The 24,887-nt window shown below is 60.8% G+C and carries 24 protein-coding genes; 2 read left to right on the top strand and 22 right to left on the bottom strand.

Annotated features, from left to right (window positions below):
- Nucleotides 1-9: 9 nt before the first annotated feature.
- From ACK6D9_RS16215 to ACK6D9_RS16240, 6 genes are all read right to left on the bottom strand, one after another.
- Nucleotides 10-954 (bottom strand): branched-chain amino acid ABC transporter permease, encoded by a 945-nt coding sequence (locus ACK6D9_RS16215; RefSeq protein ID WP_322987653.1) that lies wholly within the window; start codon nucleotides 952-954, stop codon nucleotides 10-12.
- Nucleotides 954-1,844: a branched-chain amino acid ABC transporter permease gene (locus tag ACK6D9_RS16220; protein ID WP_322987654.1), complete on the bottom strand. Its 891-nt coding sequence runs from the start codon at nucleotides 1,842-1,844 to the stop codon at nucleotides 954-956. The genes ACK6D9_RS16215 and ACK6D9_RS16220 overlap by 1 nt, the downstream gene beginning before the upstream one ends.
- Nucleotides 1,841-2,560: an ABC transporter ATP-binding protein gene (locus ACK6D9_RS16225; RefSeq protein WP_412049282.1), complete on the bottom strand. Its 720-nt coding sequence runs from the start codon at nucleotides 2,558-2,560 to the stop codon at nucleotides 1,841-1,843. Before ACK6D9_RS16225 ends, ACK6D9_RS16220 begins: the two co-directional genes overlap by 4 nt.
- Nucleotides 2,557-3,330: an ABC transporter ATP-binding protein gene (locus tag ACK6D9_RS16230; protein ID WP_412049283.1), complete on the bottom strand. Its 774-nt coding sequence runs from the start codon at nucleotides 3,328-3,330 to the stop codon at nucleotides 2,557-2,559. Before ACK6D9_RS16230 ends, ACK6D9_RS16225 begins: the two co-directional genes overlap by 4 nt.
- Nucleotides 3,331-3,468: 138 nt before the next feature.
- Nucleotides 3,469-4,671, bottom strand: a complete 1,203-nt coding sequence (locus ACK6D9_RS16235; RefSeq protein ID WP_412049284.1) for an ABC transporter substrate-binding protein — start codon at nucleotides 4,669-4,671, stop codon at nucleotides 3,469-3,471.
- A 75-nt stretch (nucleotides 4,672-4,746) separates the two neighbouring features.
- Complete coding sequence (locus tag ACK6D9_RS16240) at nucleotides 4,747-5,832, bottom strand: cupin (RefSeq protein ID WP_412049285.1); 1,086 nt, start codon at nucleotides 5,830-5,832, stop codon at nucleotides 4,747-4,749.
- Nucleotides 5,833-5,849: 17 nt separating this feature from the next.
- Between ACK6D9_RS16240 and ACK6D9_RS16245 the strand changes: the two genes are divergently transcribed.
- Nucleotides 5,850-6,137 (top strand): hypothetical protein, encoded by a 288-nt coding sequence (locus ACK6D9_RS16245; protein WP_412049286.1) that lies wholly within the window; start codon nucleotides 5,850-5,852, stop codon nucleotides 6,135-6,137.
- Nucleotides 6,138-6,144: 7 nt separating this feature from the next.
- On the opposite strand, the gene kynA is transcribed toward ACK6D9_RS16245, so the two are convergent.
- The 16 genes from kynA to ACK6D9_RS16325 form a co-directional block, all read right to left on the bottom strand.
- Nucleotides 6,145-6,987, bottom strand: coding sequence for a tryptophan 2,3-dioxygenase (kynA, locus tag ACK6D9_RS16250; protein WP_322989983.1), 843 nt, complete (start codon nucleotides 6,985-6,987; stop codon nucleotides 6,145-6,147).
- Entirely contained in the window at nucleotides 6,984-8,177 is a 1,194-nt protein-coding gene (gene kynU / locus ACK6D9_RS16255) for a kynureninase (RefSeq protein ID WP_412049287.1), read from the bottom strand. The genes kynA and kynU overlap by 4 nt, the downstream gene beginning before the upstream one ends.
- A gap of 4 nt (nucleotides 8,178-8,181) precedes the next feature.
- A complete protein-coding gene (locus ACK6D9_RS16260) occupies nucleotides 8,182-8,592 on the bottom strand; it encodes a RidA family protein (RefSeq protein ID WP_267653028.1) in 411 nt (136 codons plus the stop codon).
- Nucleotides 8,593-8,658: 66 nt separating this feature from the next.
- Nucleotides 8,659-10,287 carry an AMP-binding protein gene (locus ACK6D9_RS16265; RefSeq protein WP_412049288.1) on the bottom strand — a complete coding sequence of 543 codons (1,629 nt, stop codon included), beginning with the start codon at nucleotides 10,285-10,287 and terminating at the stop codon, nucleotides 8,659-8,661.
- 1 nt (nucleotide 10,288) lies between these two features.
- Nucleotides 10,289-11,455 carry an acyl-CoA dehydrogenase family protein gene (locus ACK6D9_RS16270; RefSeq protein WP_412049289.1) on the bottom strand — a complete coding sequence of 389 codons (1,167 nt, stop codon included), beginning with the start codon at nucleotides 11,453-11,455 and terminating at the stop codon, nucleotides 10,289-10,291.
- On the bottom strand, nucleotides 11,455-12,258 hold the full coding sequence (locus ACK6D9_RS16275) for an enoyl-CoA hydratase family protein (RefSeq protein ID WP_412049290.1): 804 nt from the start codon (nucleotides 12,256-12,258) through the stop codon (nucleotides 11,455-11,457). The genes ACK6D9_RS16270 and ACK6D9_RS16275 overlap by 1 nt, the downstream gene beginning before the upstream one ends.
- Nucleotides 12,258-12,758, bottom strand: a complete 501-nt coding sequence (locus tag ACK6D9_RS16280; protein ID WP_412049291.1) for a MarR family winged helix-turn-helix transcriptional regulator — start codon at nucleotides 12,756-12,758, stop codon at nucleotides 12,258-12,260. The genes ACK6D9_RS16275 and ACK6D9_RS16280 overlap by 1 nt, the downstream gene beginning before the upstream one ends.
- Entirely contained in the window at nucleotides 12,755-13,516 is a 762-nt protein-coding gene (locus ACK6D9_RS16285) for an SDR family NAD(P)-dependent oxidoreductase (protein ID WP_412049292.1), read from the bottom strand. The genes ACK6D9_RS16280 and ACK6D9_RS16285 overlap by 4 nt, the downstream gene beginning before the upstream one ends.
- Nucleotides 13,517-13,518: 2 nt before the next feature.
- Nucleotides 13,519-15,813: a bifunctional salicylyl-CoA 5-hydroxylase/oxidoreductase gene (locus ACK6D9_RS16290; RefSeq protein WP_412049293.1), complete on the bottom strand. Its 2,295-nt coding sequence runs from the start codon at nucleotides 15,811-15,813 to the stop codon at nucleotides 13,519-13,521.
- Between the two features lie 180 nt (nucleotides 15,814-15,993).
- Nucleotides 15,994-17,154 (bottom strand): aminotransferase class V-fold PLP-dependent enzyme, encoded by a 1,161-nt coding sequence (locus tag ACK6D9_RS16295; protein WP_412049294.1) that lies wholly within the window; start codon nucleotides 17,152-17,154, stop codon nucleotides 15,994-15,996.
- A gap of 65 nt (nucleotides 17,155-17,219) precedes the next feature.
- Entirely contained in the window at nucleotides 17,220-18,029 is an 810-nt protein-coding gene (locus ACK6D9_RS16300; protein WP_412049295.1) for an ATP-binding cassette domain-containing protein, read from the bottom strand.
- On the bottom strand, nucleotides 18,019-18,897 hold the full coding sequence (locus tag ACK6D9_RS16305; protein WP_412049296.1) for an ABC transporter ATP-binding protein: 879 nt from the start codon (nucleotides 18,895-18,897) through the stop codon (nucleotides 18,019-18,021). Before ACK6D9_RS16305 ends, ACK6D9_RS16300 begins: the two co-directional genes overlap by 11 nt.
- On the bottom strand, nucleotides 18,894-19,745 hold the full coding sequence (locus ACK6D9_RS16310; RefSeq protein ID WP_322990425.1) for an ABC transporter permease: 852 nt from the start codon (nucleotides 19,743-19,745) through the stop codon (nucleotides 18,894-18,896). Before ACK6D9_RS16310 ends, ACK6D9_RS16305 begins: the two co-directional genes overlap by 4 nt.
- Entirely contained in the window at nucleotides 19,738-20,745 is a 1,008-nt protein-coding gene (locus tag ACK6D9_RS16315) for an ABC transporter permease (protein WP_412051832.1), read from the bottom strand. The genes ACK6D9_RS16310 and ACK6D9_RS16315 overlap by 8 nt, the downstream gene beginning before the upstream one ends.
- Nucleotides 20,746-20,813: 68 nt before the next feature.
- Complete coding sequence (locus ACK6D9_RS16320; RefSeq protein WP_412049297.1) at nucleotides 20,814-22,346, bottom strand: ABC transporter substrate-binding protein; 1,533 nt, start codon at nucleotides 22,344-22,346, stop codon at nucleotides 20,814-20,816.
- A gap of 25 nt (nucleotides 22,347-22,371) precedes the next feature.
- Nucleotides 22,372-23,946: a phytoene desaturase family protein gene (locus ACK6D9_RS16325; protein ID WP_412049298.1), complete on the bottom strand. Its 1,575-nt coding sequence runs from the start codon at nucleotides 23,944-23,946 to the stop codon at nucleotides 22,372-22,374.
- Nucleotides 23,947-24,082: 136 nt separating this feature from the next.
- Between ACK6D9_RS16325 and ACK6D9_RS16330 the strand changes: the two genes are divergently transcribed.
- Nucleotides 24,083-24,874 carry a cyclase family protein gene (locus tag ACK6D9_RS16330; RefSeq protein ID WP_412049299.1) on the top strand — a complete coding sequence of 264 codons (792 nt, stop codon included), beginning with the start codon at nucleotides 24,083-24,085 and terminating at the stop codon, nucleotides 24,872-24,874.
- Nucleotides 24,875-24,887 lie beyond the last annotated feature (13 nt).

Consider the following 24,887-nt stretch of genomic DNA (forward strand, 5'->3'; position numbering starts at 1 on the left):
CTGACTTTGTCAGTCAGATCGGATTTTCGGTGATTTTTCAGGCACCAGACCCGAGCGGAATTTCTGCAGCACGAACTGCAACAACAATCCCACCAGCAGCATCCGGATATAGGACGACCGGGTAATCCACTCCGGCGGCAGCCGGCTGGTGAAGATTTCGGTCGCCGACCAGATGAACCAGATCAGGATGGCGCCGACGATGGCGCCCTTGTTGTTGCCCGATCCGCCGGCCATCAGCATCACCCAGACCAGGAAAGTCACAAGCAGCGGTTCGGTGGCCGAGGGCGACAGGAACTTGAAGTAATGCGCCGACAATCCACCCGCCAACCCCATGATGGCGCAGCCGATAACGAAGGTCTGCAGTCTAAACCAGTCGACATCCTTGCCCGCGGCGCGCGCTGCATCCTCATTGTCGCGGATCGCGCGCAGGGTGCGGCCCCAGGGGCTGACATAAAGCCGCTGGCACAGGATGTAGACGCCCAGCACGCAAGTCCAGACAACGGCGAGATAAACCAGATCCGCCTCGCGCCCCTGCACCAAGTCGCCAAACGGGCGCGGAACGCCGGATATTCCGAGACTGCCATTGGTCAGCCAGGATTCGTTGACGATCACCAGCCTCAGGATTTCGGCAATACCTACTGAGGCCATCGCCAGATAATCACTTTTCAGCCGCACGCAGATCTTGGCGACGATCCAGCCGGTAATGCCGGCAACGATCATCGCCGCGGCAAGCCCGAACGGGATCGGCAGCGCGAATCCGCCAAGATGCTTGTCTGACACCGCGGTGGTCACAATCGCCGAAGCATAGGCGCCGACAGCAAAGAATCCGGCGATACCGGCATTGAACAGCCCGCCCATGCCCCATTGCACATTCAGGGCGAGGCAGAGCACGGCATAGATGCCACCGGCGATCAGGACGCTGATGAGATAGAAAAACAGGCCGGTCATTTCCATTACAGCAGCCTCCCCTTGAACAGACCCTGCGGCCGGAAAATCAGCAGCGCCACCATGATGAAAAAGGCCACGGCGGATTTGTAGGACGGCGAGATGAACGGCTCGTCGCTGAACCAGGTAAACGTCGCCGTTTCCTCGGCAATGCCGATGATCAACCCACCGGCGATCGCCCCCATCGGCTTGCCGATACCGCCAAGAACAGCCGCTGCGAACATCGCCAGCAGCAGGTTCCAGCCGAGATTGGGGTGCATGCTCGTGTCCATGCCCGCAAACACCCCGGCAGTAGCCGCCAGCGAGGCGCCGATCACCCAAGTCCAGCGCACCACCCGTTCGGTGTCAAGGCCGGCGACGGCCGCCAATTCAGGCTCGTCCGACACCGCCCGCATTGCGCGGCCCAGCTTCGAGCGCGTCAGGAAGAAGTGCAGTGCCACCGCAATCACCAGCGTCAGCAGGATCGCCTGCATGTGCAGCGTCGAGATCCGGAATGTATCGAACAACACGACCGGCATGCGCACGCCCGGAACGAACACCTGATTGCCCGAACTCCAGAACAGCTGCGCCAGCGAACGGAAGATCAATGCCACCCCGAACGAGGCAATCACCGTGTAGATGGTAGGTAGTTTGCGCAACGGTTTGTAGAAGAACTGGTCGACGGCGAGCGCGGCCACCACAGCCAGCGCCATGCCGAAGGGCAGCAGCAGCAGCGGGTGCACCGGAATGAACCAGACGGCGGTCAGCACGCCGTAGGCGCCGATGGTCATCAAATCGCCATGGGCGAAATGGGCAAAGCGGAGAATGCCGAAGATCATCGAGATGCCGACCGCGCCCAGCGCATAGACGCTGCCGATAGTCAGCCCGGGCACCAGATAGAGATTGATGAAGTCGATCACGCCGCGGCCCCTCCGAGGAACGAGCGCCGTACCGAATCGTCGGCCAGCAGCGCTTCCCCTGTCCCTGAAACAAAATTCTTGCCGCTGACCAGCACATGACCGGTATCGGCGATCCTGAGCGCCTGCTTGGCGTTCTGTTCAACCATCAGAATGGTTACTCCACGCTTGCGGATATCGAGCAGCAGATCGAAAATGATCTCGAGATAGGCTGGCGACAAGCCGGCTGTGGGTTCGTCAAGCAGCAACAGCTTGGGTTCGCTCATCAGCGCCCGGCCTATCGCCACCATCTGCCGCTGGCCGCCCGAAAGCTCGCCCGCCGCCTGTCCGAGCTTGTCCCTGAGATCGGGAAACAGCGACAATACGTTCTCGCGAACAGCCTTCTTGTCGCCCGGCGGCGCGGCATAGGTGCCAACATCGAGGTTTTCATCAACCGTAAGGGTCGGAAACACGTTGCGGCTTTGCGGCACGGCGGAAATGCCCATCGGTACCAGCTGTGCGGTCTTGAGCCCGGTAATGTCGTTGCCGAGGAAATCGACGGCGCCCGACAACCGGCTGGTGAGCGCAAAAATGGTTTTCAGCAACGTCGATTTGCCGGCTCCGTTGGGGCCGATGATGACGGCAATCTCGTGCTCGGCAACCTCGACATTGATATCCTCGATGATCGGCACGCCGCCATAGCCGGCAGTCAACCCTCTTACCGAAAGAAGCGCGCTCATGGCCTGGCCTCGTATTTTCCGCCACCGAAATAAGCTTCGATCACCCGTGCATCCTGGCGCACGTCATCAACCGAGCCGCGGGTGAGCAGTTTGCCCTCAGCCATCACGATCACCTCGTCACACAGTTTGGAAACATAATCGAGGTCATGCTCGATCAGGCAGAAGGTCAACCCCTGCTCCTTGTTGAGCAGCAGGATCTTGTCGGAGATCTTGGCCAGCAGCGTCCGGTTGATGCCGGCGCCGATCTCGTCGAGCAGGATGATCTTGGGCTTGCGCATCAGCGCGCGGCCCAGTTCCAGAAGCTTCTTCTGACCGCCCGACAGGTTGCCAGCCTTCTCGTCCTTGACCTGATCAATTTCCAGAAACGTCACCATGTCGCGCGCTGCGCGGTAGGTGTGCTCCTCTTCCTCCACAAACCGTCCGCGCCGGAAAATGACGTTGAACACGTTCTCGCCCTGCGGCGTGGCGGCCGCGGCCATGAAATTCTCGATCACCGTCAACTGGCCAAATTCATGCGGGATCTGAAAGGTGCGGGCCAGGCCGCGCGCGGCGCGCTGGTGCGGCTGCAATCCGGTGATGTCCTTGCCTTCGAGCTTGATCCGGCCCGCCGCGAGCGCAACGTGGCCGGCAATGGCGTTGAACATGGTGGTCTTGCCCGCCCCATTGGGGCCGATCAGGCCGGTAATCCGCCCGGACGGGATGTCAAAACTGACGTCATCGACGACATAGGGGCCGCCGTAGCTCACCTTCACGTTTTCGACTGATATCATGGGGTCCCCATATCGCGGCCTTTTTGGTCCGCTGCCGATACCTTCCCCGCCACACATGGTGGCCAGGTGGATCGCGCCAGTTTGCAGATCCTCCCCGCCGAGGCAGGGAGGAGCCGTGTTCGTCAGACGATGGTCAGATTACTGAACAACAGCGATCTGCTTGTAGACGGTACCGTCCACCACGAACTTGCCGATGAACCCGGCAACATCGCCGTTCTCGTCAAAATCATAGTTTCCGCCGGCACCATCATAATCGATGTCCTTGCCTTCCTTGATCAATCCCTTGGCCTTTTCCCACTCGCCAGGACCAACCTTCTCGCCCGGAGCCGAGGCAATGGCGCGCAGTGCTTCGGCCATCTTGGTGCGATCGGCCGAACCGGCCTGCTCGACGGCGAGCATGGTCATGAAGGTGGCGTCATAGGTCTGGTCGACAAATGGCTTGTCAGCCGGTTCGCTGTACTCTGCGGTGTAGAGTTCATGCAGCTTGGACTGGTTCGGGTTATCTTCCGGCGAAGTCGGCGCCGAGAAGAACGAGGTGGCCAGCGCTTCGGCGCCGATATCTGCAATCAGCGCTTCGTCGCGCAGACCGTCGGTGCCGATGAACTTGGTGAACAAGCCACCTTCGATCGCCTGCTTGACGATCTTGCCGCCGGAATCACCGGCATAGGCGACCACCACCAGCGCATCACCGCCAGCCTTGGAAAGGGTTGCGAGTTCCGAACGGTAGGAGTTCTTCTTCTCCTCGTGCTTGACCTCGGCCACGACTTCGCCGCCGGCTGCCTTGTAGGCGTCGACAAAGGTCTGGCCGATACCGACACCGTAATCATTGTTGACGAAGGTGACGGCAACCTTCTTGATGCCTTCATCAAGCACCATCTTGGCCAGCACCTTGCCCTGGAAGTTGTCGGACGGCACGATGCGGAAGAGCAGGTCGTTGTCCTTTATGTCGGTCATCGCCGGCGAGGTGGCGGTCGGCGAAAGCTGGACGACACCAGCCGGAATGGCAGCCGCTTCAGCGGCGGCAATGGTGGTGCCCGACATCAACGCGCCCATGATGATTGCCACGTTCTCGACGTTGATCAGCTTGCCGGCGGCGTCAACCGCGCCCTGCGATGATCCCGTGGTGTCGCCAAAGACCGGAACAGCCTGACCGTCGAGCAGTCCACCACCCTCATTGACATGCTTGACGGCGAGATTTGCTGCGTTCTGCAACGGCGGAATGAAGCTTGCGATCGGACCGGTGATGTCCATCAGCAGGCCAATTTTGGTATCTGCAGCAAGGCTCGATGCGCTGGACGCCAACAGTGCAGCGACGGCCAGTGCATAAGTTGTTTTTTTCATCATTATTGCTCCCATCTTATTGTTATGCCCAAAGCTGAGTGAGCGCCTGGCGGGCAGTTTGTAAAACGCTCAGAACTATTTCACCACCTCGGTCTTGAACGGCCCGGGCAGCGTGACTTCCAGCAACTGGAGATCAGCACTTGGATCAGTGTAGCGCGTCGCCATCTTCGGCGGAACGACAAATGCATCGCCTTTTTCAAGCCGATAGGGCTCCTTGCCCTCGCCCTCAAGCAACATCGAGCCGCTCATCACGAAATTGAACAGGATGTCGCAGTCATGCCGTGTCCAGACAGGATCAACCTGTCCGACCGGCCGCGCCACCATCACCGAAGCCACACCCTTGGTGTTCTCGTTGATCGTGGTGTCACGCGCCTCGAATCCCGGGACCCGAAATGGCTTGAAAACGCCTTCCTTGGCGAGACTGTGGACGAACCGCTGCCCGTCCCACTCCCGATCGGGACGTTCAACCGGCGTCGGCAGCTCCATATCATGATCGATCTCGGTAACATGGTCTGCGGGTACGCCGATTTCGATCACCTCGATGCCGTCGGCGGCGTGCAGCACCTTGTGTCGGATGGTTGGCGGCTGAATGAAACAGTCGCCGGCATGCAGCCGGCGGGTCCCGCCCTGGTCCTCGTAAAGCACATCGACCCAGCCGCTGATGCAAAAAATCAGCTGGAACCCGACCTTGTGGAAATGCACCATGTCAGGCACCGGCCCGTCAGGCACGCGGATATGCGAGGCGATCATCGCGCCGCCCAGCCGTGATGGCACCAGGTCGCGATACTCCATTCCGGCACGACCGATCACCCACGGCGCCTGGTCAGCCAGCCGCCGCACCACGAAGGCGTGCTTGGTTTCGGGCATGACAACGGGCGGGTTGAGCTCGTCAATTTCGATGCGGGTGCCATTGGGCGCGACAAGTTCGCGTTTTCCCTCGGCAAATCCGTCCGGGTCGTCGGTCAGGATCCGCAGCGTACCCGGCGCTTCGGAGGCGCCCTTCTGGATCCGCAAGCGCAGCCCGTGCCCCGACAGCACCGCAACTTCCGGGTCATCGGCCGGATAGATCATGTCCAGACGCATTTTCAGCGTCTTGGTATAGAAAGGAAGATCATCCCGCAGCTCGTTGGTGGGTAACCTGATTTCGGCACGTACATCCACTGGCATCTCTCCCGATCGTGTTTTCCAACCATTCGCGTCTCGCCGAACCAACCCAGCAATTCCCCGAGCAGAGCAGAAAAACTCGGGGCGCCGATATCGAAGAGGCCAATGTTTCCTGCCTTGCAGAGTTGCTGTTTGCGACAACACCCGTCCGGCTCAAGGCGGCGAGATTATCGATCCGGCTATATATTTCAAGGCTAAAACATCGATCCCTCGCGATGCTTCGTAACTTTTTACCTGGTATTGAACCGGTGCCAGGACACACCTTTCCAACGGCCCCAATCCGCAACCCGAAGCGTCGCTGACGCCATCCTACAACTCTGTGCGCACCCGCCACAATTCCGGAAACAGCTCGACATCGAGCATGCGCCTGAGATAGCTGGTGCCGCCGGTGCCACCGGTGCCGCGCTTGAGCCCGATCACCCGTTCCACCGTGGTCACATGATTGAACCGCCAGCGGCGAAAATAATCCTCCAGATCGACCAGCTTCTCGGCCACCTCGTACAGCGCCCAATATTGCTCCGGCGCCTCGTAGACAATCTTCCAGCCGGCAGTGACGCCATCATGAAGCTGGTGGGTATGGCGCACATCGCGACCCAACACCTCTTCCGGCATGTCGATGCCGTGACGCTTGGCAAGCCGTATCGCCTCGTCGTAAAGGCTCGGCTGATTGAGTTCGGCTTCCAGCTTGGCCAGTGTTCCCGGGACATGAGCATGCGGTTTCATCATCGCGTGGTTACGGTTGCCGAGCGCATATTCGATAACCCGGTACTGCCAGGACTGAAAACCCGAGGACTGACCCAGTTTGCTGCGGAAATGGGTATAATCGCTCGGCGTCATGGTCCGAAGCACGTCCCAGGCGTTATTAAGCTGTTCGAAGATCCGTGACACCCGCGCCAGCGTCTTCATCGCCGGCTGCAACTGGTCCGCACGGATCGCCTCGCGGGCAGCGACAATCTCGTGGATCGCCAGCCGCATCCACAATTCCGAAGTCTGGTGCTGAATGATGAACAGCATCTCGTCATGAGCGTCGGTCCGGGGCTTTTGCGCACCCAGCACCTGATCAAGGCACAGATAGTCACCATAGGCCATGCGCCCGTCGAAATTCATGGTCGCGCCTTCGCTGGACGGGTCGTAGTCGCCCCCCTCGCTCATGTCACGGCCTTCCGGGTCTTGAACGCCGGCTTATCCCAACCGTCCGTGGCGATGATATCACACAGCTCTGCCGCCGCATGGCTCACCTCTTCAGGCGTGTTGTAGAGCGGGCAGAAGCCGAAACGCATGATGTCGGGTGCCCGGAAATCGCCAATCACGCCGCGGGCGATCAGCGCCTGCATCGCCGCATAACCTCCGGCAAAACGGAACGATACCTGACTGCCGCGGGCCTGCGGGTCACGCGGGCTGGCGAGTTCCACCTGCTTGCACCCGGCCTCGACTTCACTGATGAACCTTTCCGACAGCTCAATCGAGCGCGCCCGAAGCGCCTCCATGCTGATGTCATCGAAGGCATCGAGCGCAGTGTCAAGCACCGCCATCTGGATTACCGGTGGCGTGCCAACCCGCATCCGGCTGATGCCGTCGCCGGGGCGATAATCGAGATCGAAGGCAAACGGCGCGGCATGGCCAAGCCAGCCCGACAGCGCCGGACGGACCTGATCAATCAGATCGGGGCGAACATGAATGAACGCCGGCGCACCGGGGCCGCCATTGAGATATTTGTAGGTGCAGCCAACCGCAAAATCGGCGTTGCATGCGGTCAAATCAATGGGCAATGCGCCCGCCGAATGGGCCAGGTCCCAGATCATGATGGCGCCGGCTTCATGGGCCTTTTCGGTGATCTTCTTCATGTCGTGGAGACGACCGCTGCGGTAATCGACCTGGGTCAGCATCACCGCCGCAATACTCTCATCAATTGCGTCGAGCACCGCTTCGGGGTCCACCACCTTGAGATCATGGCCCTGGCCAAGGCTCCTGAGCAGACCGTCGGCCATGTAGAGATCGCTCGGGAAATTACCGTTATCCGACAGAACCGTCTTGCGGCCGGGCCTGAGTTCGAGCGCCGAGGCCACGGCCTGGTAGACCTTGATCGACAATGTGTCGCCAACCACGGTGCTGCCCGCGGGCGCGCCGATCAGCCGGCCAATGCGGTCGCCCAACTGCCCCGGAAGGTTCATCCAGCCGGCCTTGTTCCAGCCGGTAATCAGCATTGGACCCCATTCATCGGCGATGGTTTGTCGCGCCCGCTCGACTGCAGATTTCGGCATCGGCCCGAGCGAATTGCCGTCAAGATAGGTCACCCCCTGAGGCAGATCGAACCTGGCGCGGCTGGCCTCGAAATCGGTCATGGTTTTACCCTTCCTTTTGCGACTTTCCGATCTCGGCTGTCGCCTCGATCTCGACCAGCGCCTCATCCTCGATCAACCCGGCAACCACCACCACCGACATCGACGGGAAATGCCGCCCCAGTACCCGGCGGTAGGCGCCGCCAATCTCTTTCTGGCTGGCCAGGTATTGCTTCTTATCGGTGATGAACCAGGTCAGCCGCACGATGTCGGTCACCTCGCCCCCGGCGGCGCGGACAATCGCCGCGATATTGCTGAGCGTCTGCTCCAGCTGACCGACAAAATCAGTGTGCTCGAACACCTGATCCTTGTTCCAGCCAATCTGGCCGCCGGTGTACAAACGCTGGCCGTCAACCAGCATGCCGTTTGCGTAGCCCTTGGGCTTTTCCCAATCCGGCGGATTGACTGCTTCGATCATGATGATGTGTCCTTGCATAACGTGAATGGGGCGTATCGCTGACCGGCATGTCCGGACAGCATCAATTCAGTTTTGGCCGCCGGTGCGAAGTCTGAAACGCTGGATCTTGCCGGTCTGGGTTTTCGGCAGCGCGTCGATGAAAACAATCGACCGGGGATATTTGTAGGGGGCGATCACCGCCTTGACGTGATCCTGCAGCCGCTTGGCGGTCTCGGCAGTGCCGGCCACGCCGGAGACAAGCACGATATGGGCCTGGACGATCTGGCCACGGGCTTCGTCGGCAACGCCGATCACGCCGCATTCGGCCACCTCCGCATGGGCGAGAAGCGCCGCCTCCACTTCGGGGCCGGCGATGTTGTAGCCGGCGGAAACGATCATGTCGTCGCTGCGGGCGGCAAAATGAAACAGCCCGTCCTCGCTCTGCCAGAACGAATCCCCGGTCAGGTTCCAGCCATTGCGCACATATTTCTGCTGTTGCTCGGAATCGTCGAGATAACGGCATCCGGTAGGGCCGCGCGCCGCCAACCGGCCGATTTCACCGCGCGGCAGTTCATTCATGTCCTCATCGACGATCCGCGCTTCGTAGCCGCTCACCGGCAGGCCGGTGCAGGCAGGATGCGAATTGCCAAACCGGTTGGAAATGAAGATATGCAGCATTTCGGTGGCACCGATACCATCGAGCATCGGCTTGCCGGTCTTTTCCATCCATTGCTGATAGACTGGCGCCGGCAGCGTTTCGCCGGCTGAAACCGCAGCACGCAGCGAGGACAGGTCGGCCCCCTCCTCCATCGCCGCCAGCATGGCGCGATAGGCGGTCGGCGCGGTAAAGCACACGGTTGCTTTGTGGTTCTGAATGATCTCGACCATGTTGGCCGGCGTTGCCTGCTCGAGCAGCGCCGCAGCCGCACCGAAGCGCAACGGAAACACTGCCAGACCGCCAAGTCCGAAGGTAAAGGCCAGCGGTGGCGAGCCGATGAACACATCCTCGGGGGTCACGCCGAGCACTTCCTTTGCGTAGCCATCGGCGATGATCAGCATGTCGCGATGAAAATGCATGGTAGCTTTCGGCATGCCGGTCGTACCCGAGGTAAACCCGAGCAGCGCCACGTCATCACGACCGGTTTTCACCGCGTCGAACCGGACCGGTTTCGACAGCCCCAGACGGTCCAGTTCGGCGTCGTGATTGGCGGTGCCGTCAAAGCCCACCACCTTGTCGAGATAACGGTTCTGCTTGGCGCAGGTGACCATCTCGTCCATCAGCCTTGTGTCGCACAACGCCAGCGAAATCTCGGCCTTGTCAGCAATCTTGCCAAGTTCGGATGCACGCAGCATCGGCATGGTGTTGACCACCACCGCGCCGGCTTTGGTTGCCGCCAGCCAGACTGCCACCATCGCCGGGTTATTGGCCGAACGCACCAACACGCGGTTGCCCGGCTTGATGCCGTAATCCTCGACCAGCACATGGGCAATCCGGTTGGTCCAGTCGGTCAGTTCCTTGTAGGTCCTGATCCGGCCATTGCCGATCAGCGCGGTATGATCGCCAAATCCCCGGGCGACCATCGCATCGGTCAGCTCATAGCCACAATTGAGCCACTCGGGATATTCAAACCCGTCGAGCAGGAAATCCGGCCATTGCGCGGCCAGCGGAAGATTGTCGCGTGTGAACGTGTCCACATGACCCGATGGTCCCAGCACTTTATCGTCCTTTCGAATTGATCAGCGTTTGGCGGGCAATCACCACTTTCTGCACGTCGGAGGCGCCCTCATAGATCCGCAGCGCCCGGATCTCCCGGTACAGGCTTTCGATGATATGGCCCTTGCGAACACCGTCACCGCCATGCAGTTGCACCGCCTTGTCGATCACGTCTTGGGCGTGATCGGTGGCATAAAGCTTGGCCATCGCCGCCTCGCGGCTGACCCGGGCAGCACCTTGGTCTTTCAGCCATGCGGCCCGATAGACCAGCAGCGCCGAAGCATCGACATCCAGCGCCATGTCGGCGATATGACCCTGCACCATCTGCAATTCGCTCATCGGCGCGCCAAACAGTTCCCGTTCGGTCACCCGGTCGAGACTTTCATCGAGCGCCCGCCGGGCAAAGCCAAGCGCTGCCGCCGCCACTGTCGATCGGAACACGTCAAGCACCGACATGGCGATGCGAAACCCCTCGCCGGACTTGCCGATCATCGCCGAAGCCGGAACCCGGCACCCCTTGAAGGCAAGCCGGGCAAGCGGGTGCGGCGCCACCACCTCCAGCCGTTCGGCAATCTCCAGTCCCGGGGTATCCGCGGGCACGATGAACACCGACAGTCCCTTGGCACCAGGCGCTTCGCCGGTGCGCGCAAACACCGTGTAGACATCGGCGATGCTGCCATTGGAAATCCAGGTCTTCTCGCCATCAAGCACATAATCGTCGCCATCGCGGGTGGCGGTCATGGCGATATTGGCCACATCCGATCCCGACGCCGGTTCGCTCAGCGCAAACGCCGACAGCGCCTTGCCTGTGCGGGTCTTGTTCAGCCACTCGCTCTTCTGAGCAGCCGTGCCAAACAGCGAGATCGCGCCGGTGCCAAGCCCCTGCATGGCAAACGCAAAATCGGCTAACCCGTCATGGCGCGCCAGCGTTTCACGCAGGATGCAAAGGCTGCGCACATCAATGCGGGAGTTTTCATCTGTAGGGTCGACAGTGGTCAGTTCAAGCCAGCCCGCCTCACCCAGCGCCGCCACCAGCCGCTTGCAAGTCGCGTCAAGATCGGCGTGATCGACGTTCGCCAGATTGGCCGCCGCCCACTGATCGGCGCGATCGGCCAGTTCCCGGTGGGAATCGTCAAAAAACGGCCATTGAAGAAAGCTGCGGTCAGACATCAATCGCCCTCGAATACGGGTTTCTGCTTGGAAGCAAAGGCCTCGTAGGCGCGGCGGAAGTCCTGGGTCTGCATGCAGATCGCCTGGGCCTGGGCTTCCGCCTCGATTGCCTGCTCGATGCCCATGTTCCATTCCTGCGCCAGCATGGTCTTGGTCATCATGTTGGCAAAGCCCGGACCATCGGCGAGCCTGCGGGCAAGCTTGCGCGCCTCGTCATCAATCGCGCCGGCCTCAACCACCCTGTTGTAGAAACCCCAGCGCTCGCCCTCCTCAGCGCTCATTGAGCGTCCAGTGTAAAGCAGATCGGCAGCGCGGCCCTGACCGATGATCCGTGGCAGGATCGCGCACGCGCCCATGTCGCAGCCGGCCAGCCCGACACGGTTGAACAGGAATGCGGTCTTGGCCTCCGGCGTGGCCATGCGCAGATCGCTGGCCATGGCGATGATCGCGCCGGCGCCGGCGCAGATCCCGTCAACGGCTGCAATCACCGGCTTGCCGCAGCCGACAATCGCCTTGACCAGATCGCCGGTCATCCGGGTGAAGGCGAGCAGCCCCTTCATGTCCTTGTCGAGCAAGGGTCCGATGATCTCGAAGACATCGCCGCCGGAGCAGAAATTACCGCCATTGGAGCCGAAGATGACCACCTTGACGTCGTCGCGGTAAACTAGCCCACGGAACCAGTCGCGCAGTTCGGCATAGCTTTCAAACGTCAGCGGATTCTTGCGCTCAGGTCGGTCAAGCGAGACCTCGGCAACACCGTCGGTCAGGGTCAGTCGGAAATGGGTGGGGCTATCGGTCGACATCAGGTTTCTCCCTTGCTGGCCTTGCTGGCAATCCGCTCCAGTTGCTCGGCCATGTCATGGATCTCGTCGGCGTCGACGCCGTGCAACAGATCATCAATCCATGCCTCGTGCTTGGATGCCATCCGGGCAAATTGTTCTCGTCCCGCCTTGGTCAGGCGGACGGTGGTGGCGCGGCGGTCATTATCCACGGGAACTCTGACCAACATGCCGTCATCGACCAGCCGGTCAACAATGCCGGTGACATTGCCGTTGGAAACCCGTAGCACGCTCGACAGCTGGCTCATTTTCAGCCCGGCTTCGGCGCGATAAAGGGCCGCCATCACATCAAATCGCGGCAGGGTGGTATCAAACGAGGTGCGGAAATTCTCGCGCAACTCACCCTCGACATGCTTGGTCGCCTTGAGCAGTTTCAGCCACAGTCGGAGCCGCGCCTTTGACGCAGGAACATCGGCAATGAGGTCGGTTTTTGTGGTGGATGGCTGGGTGCCGTTTTCACTCATGTCTCTCCCCCCGACAGCGAGATTGCCTGGCCGGTGATCGACGCGGCGGCATCGCTGCAAAGCCAGATCGCCGTGTCGGCGATTTCCTCCGGCTGAATGAACCTTCCCTGCGGATTGACGTCTCGCAGCGACGCTTCGGCGTCTTCACGGCTGCGCCCGGTTTTCTCGACGATGTTGTCGATCGAGCGGTGCAGCATCGGCGTGTCCGTAAAACCCGGACAAATGGCATTGACCGTCACTCCGGTCTTGGCGAGTTCAAGGCCGAGGCTGCGCACCAGGCCGATGACGCCGTGCTTGGCCGCGCAATAGGCGCCGACATAGGCATAGCCCTTCAGCCCTGCCGTCGACGCAATGGCGATCAGGCGGCCGGGCTGTTTCTGATTCATTTTCGCAAGACAGGCCTGGAAGGTATTGAAGACACCGGTCAAATTCACATCCAGCGTGGCGCGAAACATGTCGACGCCGGTACGCAGGAACGGCGCGCTCTCTGCCGATCCGGCATTGGCGATGACAATGGTCGGCGCGCCATGTTTTTCGACAGCCTTGGCAATCGCTGCGGCCATCGCCTCGGCATCGGTGACGTCGGCAGCAATTGGAAAGATACGATCCCATCGCGCTGCCAGCGCATCCAGCGGGGCCTGCCGGCGGCCGATCGCGGTCACCTTCGCGCCCTGTTCCGCCAGCGCCATGGCAATCGCCTCGCCTGCGCCCGAACCGGCGCCGGTGACGATCGCGTGATGTCCCATCAGTTCCGTCATGGTCACACCTTGCCGAGCATGGTCTCGGCGCGTTCTGCCAACCGCCAGAGCTGGTCGCGGCCGGGATGATAGGGATCGGGCCATTTTTCCGCGCGGTCACCAAGCGTGGCTGCCGCGTGCAGGGTCCAGTAGGGATCAGCAAGATGCGGACGCGCCAGGCATACCAGATCGGCGCGGCCGGCCATCAGGATCGAATTGACATGATCCGGCTCGTAGATATTGCCGACCGCCATGGTCGCCATCTCCACTTCGTTGCGGATCCGATCTGCGAATGGGGTCTGGAACATCCGGCCATAGACCGGCTGACCCAGCTTCGACGTCTGACCCGCCGAAACATCACAGATATCGACACCGGCGTCTTTGAGCAGACGGGCGATTTCGACTGCATCGGCAGGTGTAATCCCATCCTCGCCGACCCAGTCATTGGCCGAGATCCGCACCGAGATTGGCTTGTGCTGAGGCCAGGCCGCGCGCATTGCCTGAAAGATTTCCAGCGGATAGCGCATGCGGTTTTCGAGGCTGCCGCCATACTCGTCGTCGCGCCGGTTGGTCAGCGGCGTGATGAAGGAAGACAGCAGATAGCCATGCGCCATGTGGATTTCGATCATGTCGAAACCGGCCCCGCCGGCCATTTCCGTAGCAGTGACAAACTGGTCACGCACCTGGTCCATGTCTTGCCGGGTCATCGCCTTGGGCGTCTGGTTGGCGCTCGACCAGGCGACGTCGGAGGCGGCCATGATCGGCCAGTTGCCGCTGTCTAACGGTGCATCCATGATCTCCCAGCCAAGTTGGGTTGATCCCTTGGCCCCGGAATGACCAATCTGCATGCAGATCTTGGCTTCGCTCTCGCTGTGGACGAAATCGACAATGCGCTTCCAGGCCGCCTCATGCTCGGGCGCATAAAGGCCCGGGCAACCCGGTGTGATCCGGCCTTCCGGCGACACGCAGGTCATCTCGGTATAGACCAGCCCGGCGCCACCCTTGGCGCGTTCGCCGTAGTGCACCAGGTGCCAGTCGGTGGGGCAGCCATCGACAGCCTTGTACTGCGCCATCGGCGAAACCACGACGCGGTTCTTGAGCTCCATGTCGCGCAGCTTGTAGGGCACGAACATCGGGTGGCGCACCGGCGCATTGGCGGCAATGCCGGCCTGGGTCTGGAACCAGCGTTCCGCATCCTTGAGCCATTCCGCATCGCGCATCCGCAGGTTTTCGTGGCTGATGCGCTGTGATCGAGTGAGAAGCGCATAGTTGAACTGCACCGGATCGAGATGGAAATAGCGGCCGATTTCCTCGAACCACTCCATCGAGTTGCGCGCCGCAGACTGCAGCCGCAGCACTTCCAGCCGCCGCTCATCTTCGTATTTGTCGAACGCCTTCGGCAGTGTTGGCTCCGAGTGCAAATAATTTGCCAGCGCAATCGCGCTTTCGAGCGCCAGCTTGGTGCCCGAGCCGATGGAAAAATGCGCAGTTGCTGCAGCATCGCCCATCAACACGATGTTTTCGTGGCTCCAGCGCGTGCACAACACGCGTGGGAAATTGATCCAGGCCGACCCACGAATATGGCTGGCATTGGTCATCAGGCTGTGACCGCCGAGATGCTTGGCAAAAATCTTCTCGCAGACCGCGATCGATTCCTGCTGGCTCATCTCGCCAAACCCGTAGGCGTTGAAGGTCTCCTCGTTGCATTCGACGATGAATGTCGCTGTCTCATCATCGAACTGATAGGCGTGCGCCCAGAGCCAACCCTTGTCGGTCTCCTCGAAAATGAAGGTAAAGGCATCATCGAACTTCTGGTGAGTCCCGAGCCAGACGAATTTGCAGGCGCGGATATCGACTTCCGGCTCAAATGCGTCGGCAAATTCGGTCCGGGTTCGCGAATTCAGCCCGTCGGCGGCAACCACCAGATCAAATTCCCCGGCGTAGGCTGCGGTTTCCTTGACGTCGGTCTCAAAGCGTAATTCAACGCCGAGTTCTCGTGCCCGCGCCTGCAGCAACAACAGCAACTGCTTGCGGCCAATGCCGCAGAAGCCGTGGCCGGTCGACACCATCTTGGTATCCTTGAAATGAACCGCGATATCGTCCCAGTAGGCAAAGTGGGCGCGGATCGAGGCGGCACTTTCAGCGTCGTTCTCGGCCAGATTGTCCAGCGTCTCGTCGGACAGCACCACGCCCCAGCCAAACGTGTCATCGGGCTTATTGCGCTCGACCACAACCACCTCATGCGACGGGTCGCGCAGTTTCATGGAAATCGCGAAATAGAGACCGGCGGGTCCGCCACCCAAACAAACGACTCTCATGATCTTCGCTCCTCCACTGTGGTTGTCAGCTAGATAATCCTACGCCTCGTCAGATATATTTCAAGCATAAACTTTTTAAGCCACAAGAATGAGCGCCTGCCCGTCCGCGCCTTGTCGACGGTCTTGCCCGCAGCGAAAAAGGCAACACTGGGTGCAGAACCAAGTGTGAATCCTAAGCAGTCAGGCCGCCGGGTTTGCCACCTCCAGCAGCGCCTGCGCCAGGCGTTCGACGCCGGCCTCAGTGGTCATGAAGCCGGGCGAACAGCGCAGGATCTGACCGCGTGCGTCGGCATACACGAAACGCGAGCGCAGATCGGCCAGCAGCACCTGCGGGTCGATACTTTCTGGCAGACGCATCATCACGCTGCCGCCACGCTCGGCTGCATCGCGAGGCGATACCAGTTCGAACCCGGCCTTGTCGGCGGCAGTGATGATGACATCGCAGAGCACACGGTTTTTGGCGAGCTGGACATCCCAGTCCTGGCTTGCATGCCACTCAAGCGCGGGCACGCTGGCCGCACATGCCATCACCGAGGGCGTCCCATTGTCAAAACGGCGAATGTCGGGCGCATAGGTAAACGCATTGATGTCCCAGGAAAAGATGTTGTCCTGGCTGAACCAGCCGCGAAGCGCAGGCTGGCAGCGCGCGATCACGTCGGGCATCACCTGCAAAATGCCGCCGCCGGGTGATCCACACATCCATTTCAGGCTGGTGGAGACCGAAAAATCGGCACCAACGGCCATGCTGTCATACGCCATCAACCCGGCAGCCTGGGTGATGTCGACGCCGATCACCGAACCCTGCCTGCGTCCATGCGCAACCAGCGTGGCCAGATCGCAGCGATGCGACGAGGTCGAACTCACCCAGGTCAGCAGCGCCAAGCCAACTTCCGGCCCCCATGCGGCGATGACATCCTCGTCCGCAACCCAATGCGCATCTTCGCGTAGCGGCACAGTGCGCAGCTCGAAGCCATAGCGGTCGGCCATGCCGGTAAGCAGGAAATGCAGGCTCGGGAAACAGTCACCCGCCACCAGCACGACCTTGCCCTCAAGTTCTTCCCGCGGCAGCGCCATGATCATCGCCGCCAGTGAGCTGGTCACATTCTCGGTGGTGGTCAGCGACGCCGATGGCGCCTTGATCAGCGCGCTCCATAATTCGATGAACCGCTGCCGCTGGCCCAGCGCATAGCCCCATTGATCGTCATTGGGCGCGCCCCAGCATTCGGAAAACGCGGTCAATGCCGTGGCCATCGCCTCGGTCTTGCCCGGGTACTGACCGATCGAATGGTAAAGCAGGTAGCCCGAGCCGTCGCCATTTGCCGATGTGGATTGCGGTGTCATGTCTGTCTCTCCGGTGTCTGCGGCCAGGCAACAACGCACCTCCGCACCAATTATGGGATTGCCGCCTACCAGTTGGCCTGGTTCGGATCGGGCAAGGGAATGGCGTCCAGCAATTCGCGCGTGTAGGCCGATTGCGGCGTCCTGAACAATTCGTCCGCGGTTGCGTATTCCGCGATCTCGCCACGGTTGAGCACCATCACACGGTCGCACAGGCGCCGGATAACCGAAAGGTCATGGCTGATGAAAGCCAGCGTCAGCCCCAGCTCCTTGACCAGATTGCCGAGCACATTGAGTACCTGCGCCTGCGACGACACATCAAGGCCCGACACGATTTCGTCGGCGAGGATGAATTCCGGCTTGAGCGCAATCGCCCGGGCAATGCCGACGCGCTGGCGCTGACCGCCGGAAAGTTCGTGCGGATAACGGCTGCGGAATGTGCGTGGCAGCCCGACATGATCGAGCGCCTCATCAACACGCGCGTCAATCCGGTCGAAGCCGTGCATCAAAATCGGGTCGGCGATGATGGCTCCGATCCTGCGGCGCGGATTGAGCGACGACATCGGGTCCTGAAAGATCATCTGCATTCGCCGCCGAATCGGCCGCAAACTGTCTTCGCCAAGATGGGTTATGTCCTGCCCGTCAAAACGGATGGAACCGCCGACAGGCTCTATCAGCCGCAACAGCGCCCGGCCCAGTGTTGATTTACCTGATCCCGAGCCACCGACGATGCCCAGCACCGAGCCACGGCCAATCTCCAGATCGATCCGTTTGAGGATCGGGATCATCGGCGCGCGACCGAACACCGGCTTGGCTGCCATATCAGGCAGCGCCACCTCGAGGGCGGAGACGGAAAACAGGCTGTCATCAAGCGCCATGACGCCACCCCCGGTCAGCAGCCAGAACTTCCCCGGCCACCTGTTCGATCACGGCTTCATCGACTGGCAAGAGCGAGGCGTCGGGATCGGTGTATTTCGGCGTCGCCGCCAACAGCGCCCGCGAATAGGCGTGCTTGGGAGCGTTGAAAAATTCCGCCACGGTGGAATTTTCCACTACCATGCCGCCATAGAGCACCGACAGTCGCTGGCAGATCTTCGAGACGACCCCGAGATCGTGGGTAACAAACACCATCGCCGTGGCGTGACGCGCCTGCAACTCGCGGATCAGCCGCAGGATCTGCTTTTGCACGGTGACATCCAGCGCGGTGGTCGGTTCATCAGCCACCACCAGTTTGGGATTGGCGGCAAACGCCGAGGCAATCAGCACCCGCTGGCGCATGCCGCCCGAGAGTTCATGCGGATAGCTGGCCATCACTCGTTCGGGATTATCGATCGACACCTCATCGAGCAGTTCCATCGCCCGCACCCGGGCCTTGGCCTTGGTCCAACCCAGGATGTCGACCAGCCGGTTTGTGATCTGCGGCTCGATCCGTCGCGACGGGTTGAGCGCGGTCAACGGGTCCTGCGGGATCAGCGCTGCGGTGGCACCGATAAGCCGCCGCCGGTCTTTGGGACGCATGGCCAGCAGATCGTGGCCGTCGAGCAGGATCTCGCCCTCGGTGATATCGATTGCTACCGGCAAAATACCCAGCACTGCCTTGCCGATCATGCTCTTACCGGCGCCGCTCTCGCCCACCAGCCCCAGCACTTCGCCGGTGTCGATGGAGAACGACACCGAGCGCAACACCCGCTGCTGGTTGCCGCGGATTGACGCTGACAGATTGCTGACACTCAGGAACGCACTCATCGCAGCACCGGATCAAAGCGATCCTTGAGCCCTTCGCCAAACTGGCTGAAGGACAGGACGGTCAAAAACAACACCGCAAGGGGGAACGCCAGCACCCACCACGCCTGGTAGATCGAGGTGCGGCCTTCGGCAATCATTCCGCCCCAGGTCGGTGCGTCGGTGGAAATCGACAGGTTGACGAACGACAGGATCGCCTCGACGATCACCGCAATTCCCATCTCCAGCGTCAGCAGCACGACGATGGTCGGCAGCACATTGGGCAGGATTTCGCGCCACAGGATGTCCCTGCGCGGTCGTCCCGCGACAATCGCGCTCGAGACATAATCCATTGCCGACTGATTCATCGCCTCGGCCCGCACCACCCGGCAGAACCGGGTCCAGTCGATCACCACGATGGCGATGATGATCGAACTCAGCCCGGTGCCGAGCACCGCGATCAGCAGGATCGCGAACAGCACCGGCGGGAACGCCATCCAGATATCGACCAGCCGCGAGATCACCACATCGACCCAGCCGCGCATGTAACCCGCCAGCAACCCCAGCACGGAGCCAACCAGCGCGGTGGCGAGCCCCGCGGCAAGCGCCACCGAAAAGGCAATCCGGCCACCATGGATGATGCGAGAAAGCACGTCACGGCCGAGGCTGTCGGTCCCAAGCAGATAGGCGGGATCGGCGCCGGCGGCCCAGAACGGCGGCAACCGGCCGGCAAACAGGTCCTGCGCCAGCGGATCGTGCGGACTGACCAGCGGCGCAAACAGCGCCATCAACGCCATCAGCCCGAGCCAGATGCCCGCCAGCCAGAGTCGGGCGCCAGCGCGGCGGCGAATGGTGCTCCTGCCATCAAGCATGCCGCAGCCTCGGATTGAGCAACGCATAGGTCATGTCGACCACCAGGTTGATGACGGTAAACAGCAGTGCGAAGACGATGACGATGCCCTGGATCAGCGGCAGGTCGCGGTTGATGACCGCATCGATCGCCATGTTGCCGAGCCCCTCATAGGAAAACAGCCGCTCAATGATCACCGTGCCGCCAATCAGGAAGGTGAATTGCACACCAATCAGCGTCAGCGTCGGCAGCACCGCATTGGGCAGCGCCTCGGAAATAATCACATGGTTTTCGCCATAGCCCTTGGTGCGCGACAACGTCACATAATCGAGATGCATGGTTTCCTTCAGTGATTGTTTGAGCAACTGGCTGATGATCGCCGCCAGCGGGATCGCCAGCGCCAACGCCGGCATGAACATGTGCTTGAGCAGATCCCACCACAGATCGAAGCGGAGCCGCAAAATGCTCTCGAATACGTAGAACTGGGTGACGAACGGCAGATCTAGCGACGGTGAAATCCGCCCGGAAATGTGAAATACCGGCATCAGCACGCCAAACAGCACGATCAGGATCAGCGCCCAGAGAAAATCCGGGATCGACAGCCCGACGCCATTGGCGACATCGATCGCCGTTTCGGTGCGCGTTGCCCGGTAGCGCACGCCCGTCAGCGCCAGCGCGCCGCCGATCACGACGGCAATCACAAGCGCGAAAATTGCCAGTTCCAGCGTTGCCGGCAACCGCCCCAGCACCAGCGGCATCACCGGCTGCCGAAGCGAGATCGAGGTGCCGAAATCGCCCCTGAACACACCGCCGAGCCAAATCCCGAACTGCTCGATGATCGATTTGTCGAGCCCGTAATGGGCGGTCAACCGGGCAATATCTTCCGCGGTGGCACCTGGCGGCAGCATCATGGCGATCGGGTTTCCCGGCACCACGCGGATGACAAAAAACACCACCACCGCCGCGCCGACCAGGGTAACGGACATGGTCGCCAGACGAAGCAAGGTCGCGCGCAACAGTATCAAATCGGTATTTCCTGAAAATGCGGCCGCCACCTCGAAAAGGCAGCGGCCGCGTGATCGTTTAAGGGTTACTTGGCTCGCCTCATCAGATGCGGAAGCAGCGAGCCCGATGCATGCGGGGTCACCTTGACGCCCTCGATGTGCAGGATCGGTTGCACATACTGCAACAGCGGGATCACAAGCGCGTTGTCAGCGATGTAACGGTCGACATCCTTCCAGCCGGCAATGCGCTTGTCTTCATCCGCTTCACCCCAAAGCGGGCCAATCATGTCGATCAGGTCCTGGCCGTCCCAGACCGAGTGCGGCGACGGGCCGAACATGGCAAAACCGGTCGATGTGGTCGGATCGCCCACTGAGTTGCCCCAGTTGTAGAACGCCGCCGGTGCGAGTTGGTCGGCAGCACGCAGTTCGTAATGCTTAGCGATCTCGTAGACCTCGATTTCGGCCTCGATGCCAATCTTGCGCCACAGCCCGACGATCGCCTGGATGATTTCATAATCCTTGGGCTTGAAACCACGTGTAGTCTGGATCTTGAACTTGACCGGATTCTCTGGTGAATAACCCGACGCAGCCAGCAATTCCTTCGCCTTTTCGGGATCGTAGGGAACCTTGATCGAGGAATTATAGGCAATGTATTCGGGCGTTTGCAGCGTATCGATGGGAACACCGTAGCCCGACAGCAACCGATCGATGATCAGCTTCTTGTCGATCGACATCGCCGCTGCCTTGCGCACGTTGGGATCGAGCATCACGTCGATATCGTTGAGGAAGATCATGCCGATATCGGAGATTGGTGCAGCCGTACCCATGATGCCATTGCCGCCCTTGAGGCGGTCATATTCCTCATAGGGCATTTCCAACGTGACATGGGCGTTGCCGGATTCAATCTCGGCGACGCGCGAGGCGGAATCGGTGACGAACTTGATGGTCACGCTTTCAAATTCCGGCTTGCCGCCCCAGTAGTTCGGGTTGGCCTTGAGACGGACGAACGCATTGCGCTCGAATTTGTCGACCATGTAGGGGCCAGTCCCGATCGGCGCTGCCTCGAAGCCATCGGCGCCGACCTTTTCATAATAGGCTTTGGGCAGAACGTAGCCGGTGAGGAAGTACATCCATTTGAAAATGGTCGGCTCGAAGCGAGTCACATCGGCGGTGACCATGTTGCCTTCGGCCTTGATGTTGCCGAGCGTCGACCAGATGAACTGAATCGGGTTGCCGGTTGTCTCATCGGCTGCGCGAGTGAGCGACCAGGCAACATCTTCAGCGGTAAACGGCGAGCCGTCATGCCAGGTTACGCCTTCGCGCACCTTCATCATGACCTTGGTCTTGTCGTCGTTCCAGCCCCATTCGGTAAGCAATCCGGGCGCCGGCGACAGGTCTGGCTGCTGCAGGATGAACTGATCGAACACCGACTGGTAGATACCCTGAATGGTCGGGTTGACCGCCGATGGGCCCACGGTCGGGTCCCATGACGGCAAATTGACATTGTAGGCGATGACGAGTTCTTCGATGCCCTGGGCGAGTGCCGGACCGGCAAAGGCGCTGATCGCCATTGCCGCCGCCGTGCCCTTGAGCACCGTACGACGAGAAACCTGTTTCATGCTGTTCTCCCTGCTCTTTGTTGTGTCATTTCCCGCCCAGTTTCTGGGCGAGCATGTATCCCGATCCCGCGCCGGTGCCCGCTCCCGGCCACACGCTGGCGCCGGTCAGATGCAATCCGTCGATGGGGGTCTTTCCGGTCGCGTGGCCCAGGGCCGGACGAAACAGGAAATTTTGAGATAGGTGATGGCTGCCGGCAATCTGGTCACCGCCGACCAGGTTGGGGTTGTCCTCCTGCAGATCGAGCGGCGACACCACCGTGCGATGAATGATCTTTTGCGCAAGCCCCGGCGCATGGCGCTCGATGATGGCGATTGCCCGGTCCGCGTAGATTTCCTTGACCTCGGCCCAGTCGGTGCTGGTGATTTCGCCGCCCGCATCTGCCTTGATCTCGCCGGGCACCATCCGCACCTGTACCCACAATATGTGCTTGCCTTCGGGCGCGCGGCTGGGATCGACCACGGTCGGCTGCCCCACCACCAGCACCGGCTCATCGGGCAGCAACCCAGCCTTGGCCTGTTGATAGGTGCGGGCCATCTGATCAAGCGACGGCGCGATATGCACATAGGCGAATTGCTTGAGCTCCTCGCTCGCGCTCCAGTCCGGCAGCCCGTCGAGCGCCAAATGGATCATCATCGTGCCGGGCGCATGGCTGAAGCCGCGCATCTTGCCGTCAAACGTCTCATCGCCCGACTGGCCCTCAAGCAGATCCATCAACCCACCGGGCGCCACATTGGCAATAACCGCTTTGCGGGCCTTGATCTGGGTGCCGTCGTCGAGCTCGATCCCGATGGCCTTGCCGCCCTCGCGCAGCACTTTGCTTGCGCGCTCGCCACAATGGATCTCACCACCGTCAGCTTCGATCTTGGCCACCACCGCCCGCGTCACCGTATCGGCGCCACCCTGGCCGATGACCATGCCGAAATGCTGATTGGCCATCGATTCGAGGTAGGGGAACACCGCTCCACCGGCCATGTCCGGGGCAAAATCGAGATGCATTCCCCAGGCCGCCAGCGTCGTTCGAATATGTTCGGATTGGAACGTCTCGGTGAGAAACTGACGCGGCGAAGACAACAGCAAGCGCACCAGTTCGGCAGTCCATGAAAATCCCTTGCGAAACAGGGTCTTTGCCAGAAGGCGGCCTTGTACATGCATTTGCATGGGATTTCCCAGCAGTGCAAAAATGATTTCCGCGGTTCCCGGAAACTCGCCGCAAAGCCGGTCCCAGGTCTCGGCATCGGCTTCGGAGAACGCCGCAATTCGCGCCCGCGTTTCCCCTGCACCGGTGCTGACGCCGAACCATTTGCCGTCGTCGAAGACACTGGCAAAGCAATGCGAAGCCGGCGCGAACGCGAGCCCATATTTGCCCAGATCCTCGCCATAGGCCTTGAAAAAAGCAGAACCAGCAAAAAGACTTAGGTTCATGGCCGCCCAATCGTGACGGAACCCGGGCGCGGTCAGTTCCAATGTCTTGACGGCACCGCCTGGGGTCTCGGCCTGTTCGAAAACCGCCACGCGCCACCCCTTGGCGCCCAGATGCGCAGCACACGCCAAGCTATTAAGCCCGGCTCCGATAATGATCGCGTCATACTGCTGCGACACTTCGCGTCCCTCTGTTCCCAAGATTTATAATTGCAAATGCATATTATTCTGTCTAGCATCTATTTGTACGGATTACCTGCGGGGCCACTGTCGCCCTGCCATCGCCACGTTAAGGCTTGCTTCGGGAGGACGATTGATGAACGCCGCTGACACACTGGGAAATCTCGCTGGAATGCTGCTTGAGGGAAAGGTCGAGGTGGTTGACCTCTCCGGCCTGCTTGGCCCTGACACGCCGCTTCTGCAATTGCCGGAAGATTTTGCCAAGAACACGCCCAAGATCGAAATCCACAAGATTTCCGAATATGACAGCGACGGCCCGTTCTTTGCCTGGAACTGGCTCAAGATCGGCGAGCACTCCGGCACCCATTTCGATGCACCGCATCACTGGATCACCGGCAAGGACTATGCCGATGGCTACACCGATTCCATTCCACCGCAGAATTTCGTGGCACCGGTCAATGTGATCGATTGCTCCGCGGAAGTGGCCAAGAACCCCGACTTCCTGCTCGACGCTGCCGGCGTCAAGGCCTGGGAAGCCGAGCATGGTGAAATCAAGGCCGGTGAATGGGTAGTGATGCGCTCCGACTGGGATTCCCGCGCCGGTGATCAAGCAGCCTATCTCAACGCTGATGAAACCGGTCCGCATTCGCCTGGCCCAACCGTCGATTGCATTCAGTACATCCTGTCCAAGGGCGTGATCGGCTGGGGCAACCAGTGCATCGGCACCGATGCCGGTCAGGCTGGCGGCATGGAACCGCCCTACCCGGCGCACAACCTGCTGCATGCCGCCAACAAATATGGCCTGGCTTCGCTTGCCAATCTCGACAAGCTGCCGCCCAAGGGCGCGATCCTGATCGCCGCGCCGCTGAAGATCGTCAAGGGCACCGGCAGCCCGATCCGGGCGATGGCGCTGGTCGCCCGCGGCTGAACCGGAACCAGAC

This window comes from Hoeflea sp. Naph1, assembly GCF_046837775.1.
Lineage (GTDB): Bacteria > Pseudomonadota > Alphaproteobacteria > Rhizobiales > Rhizobiaceae > Hoeflea.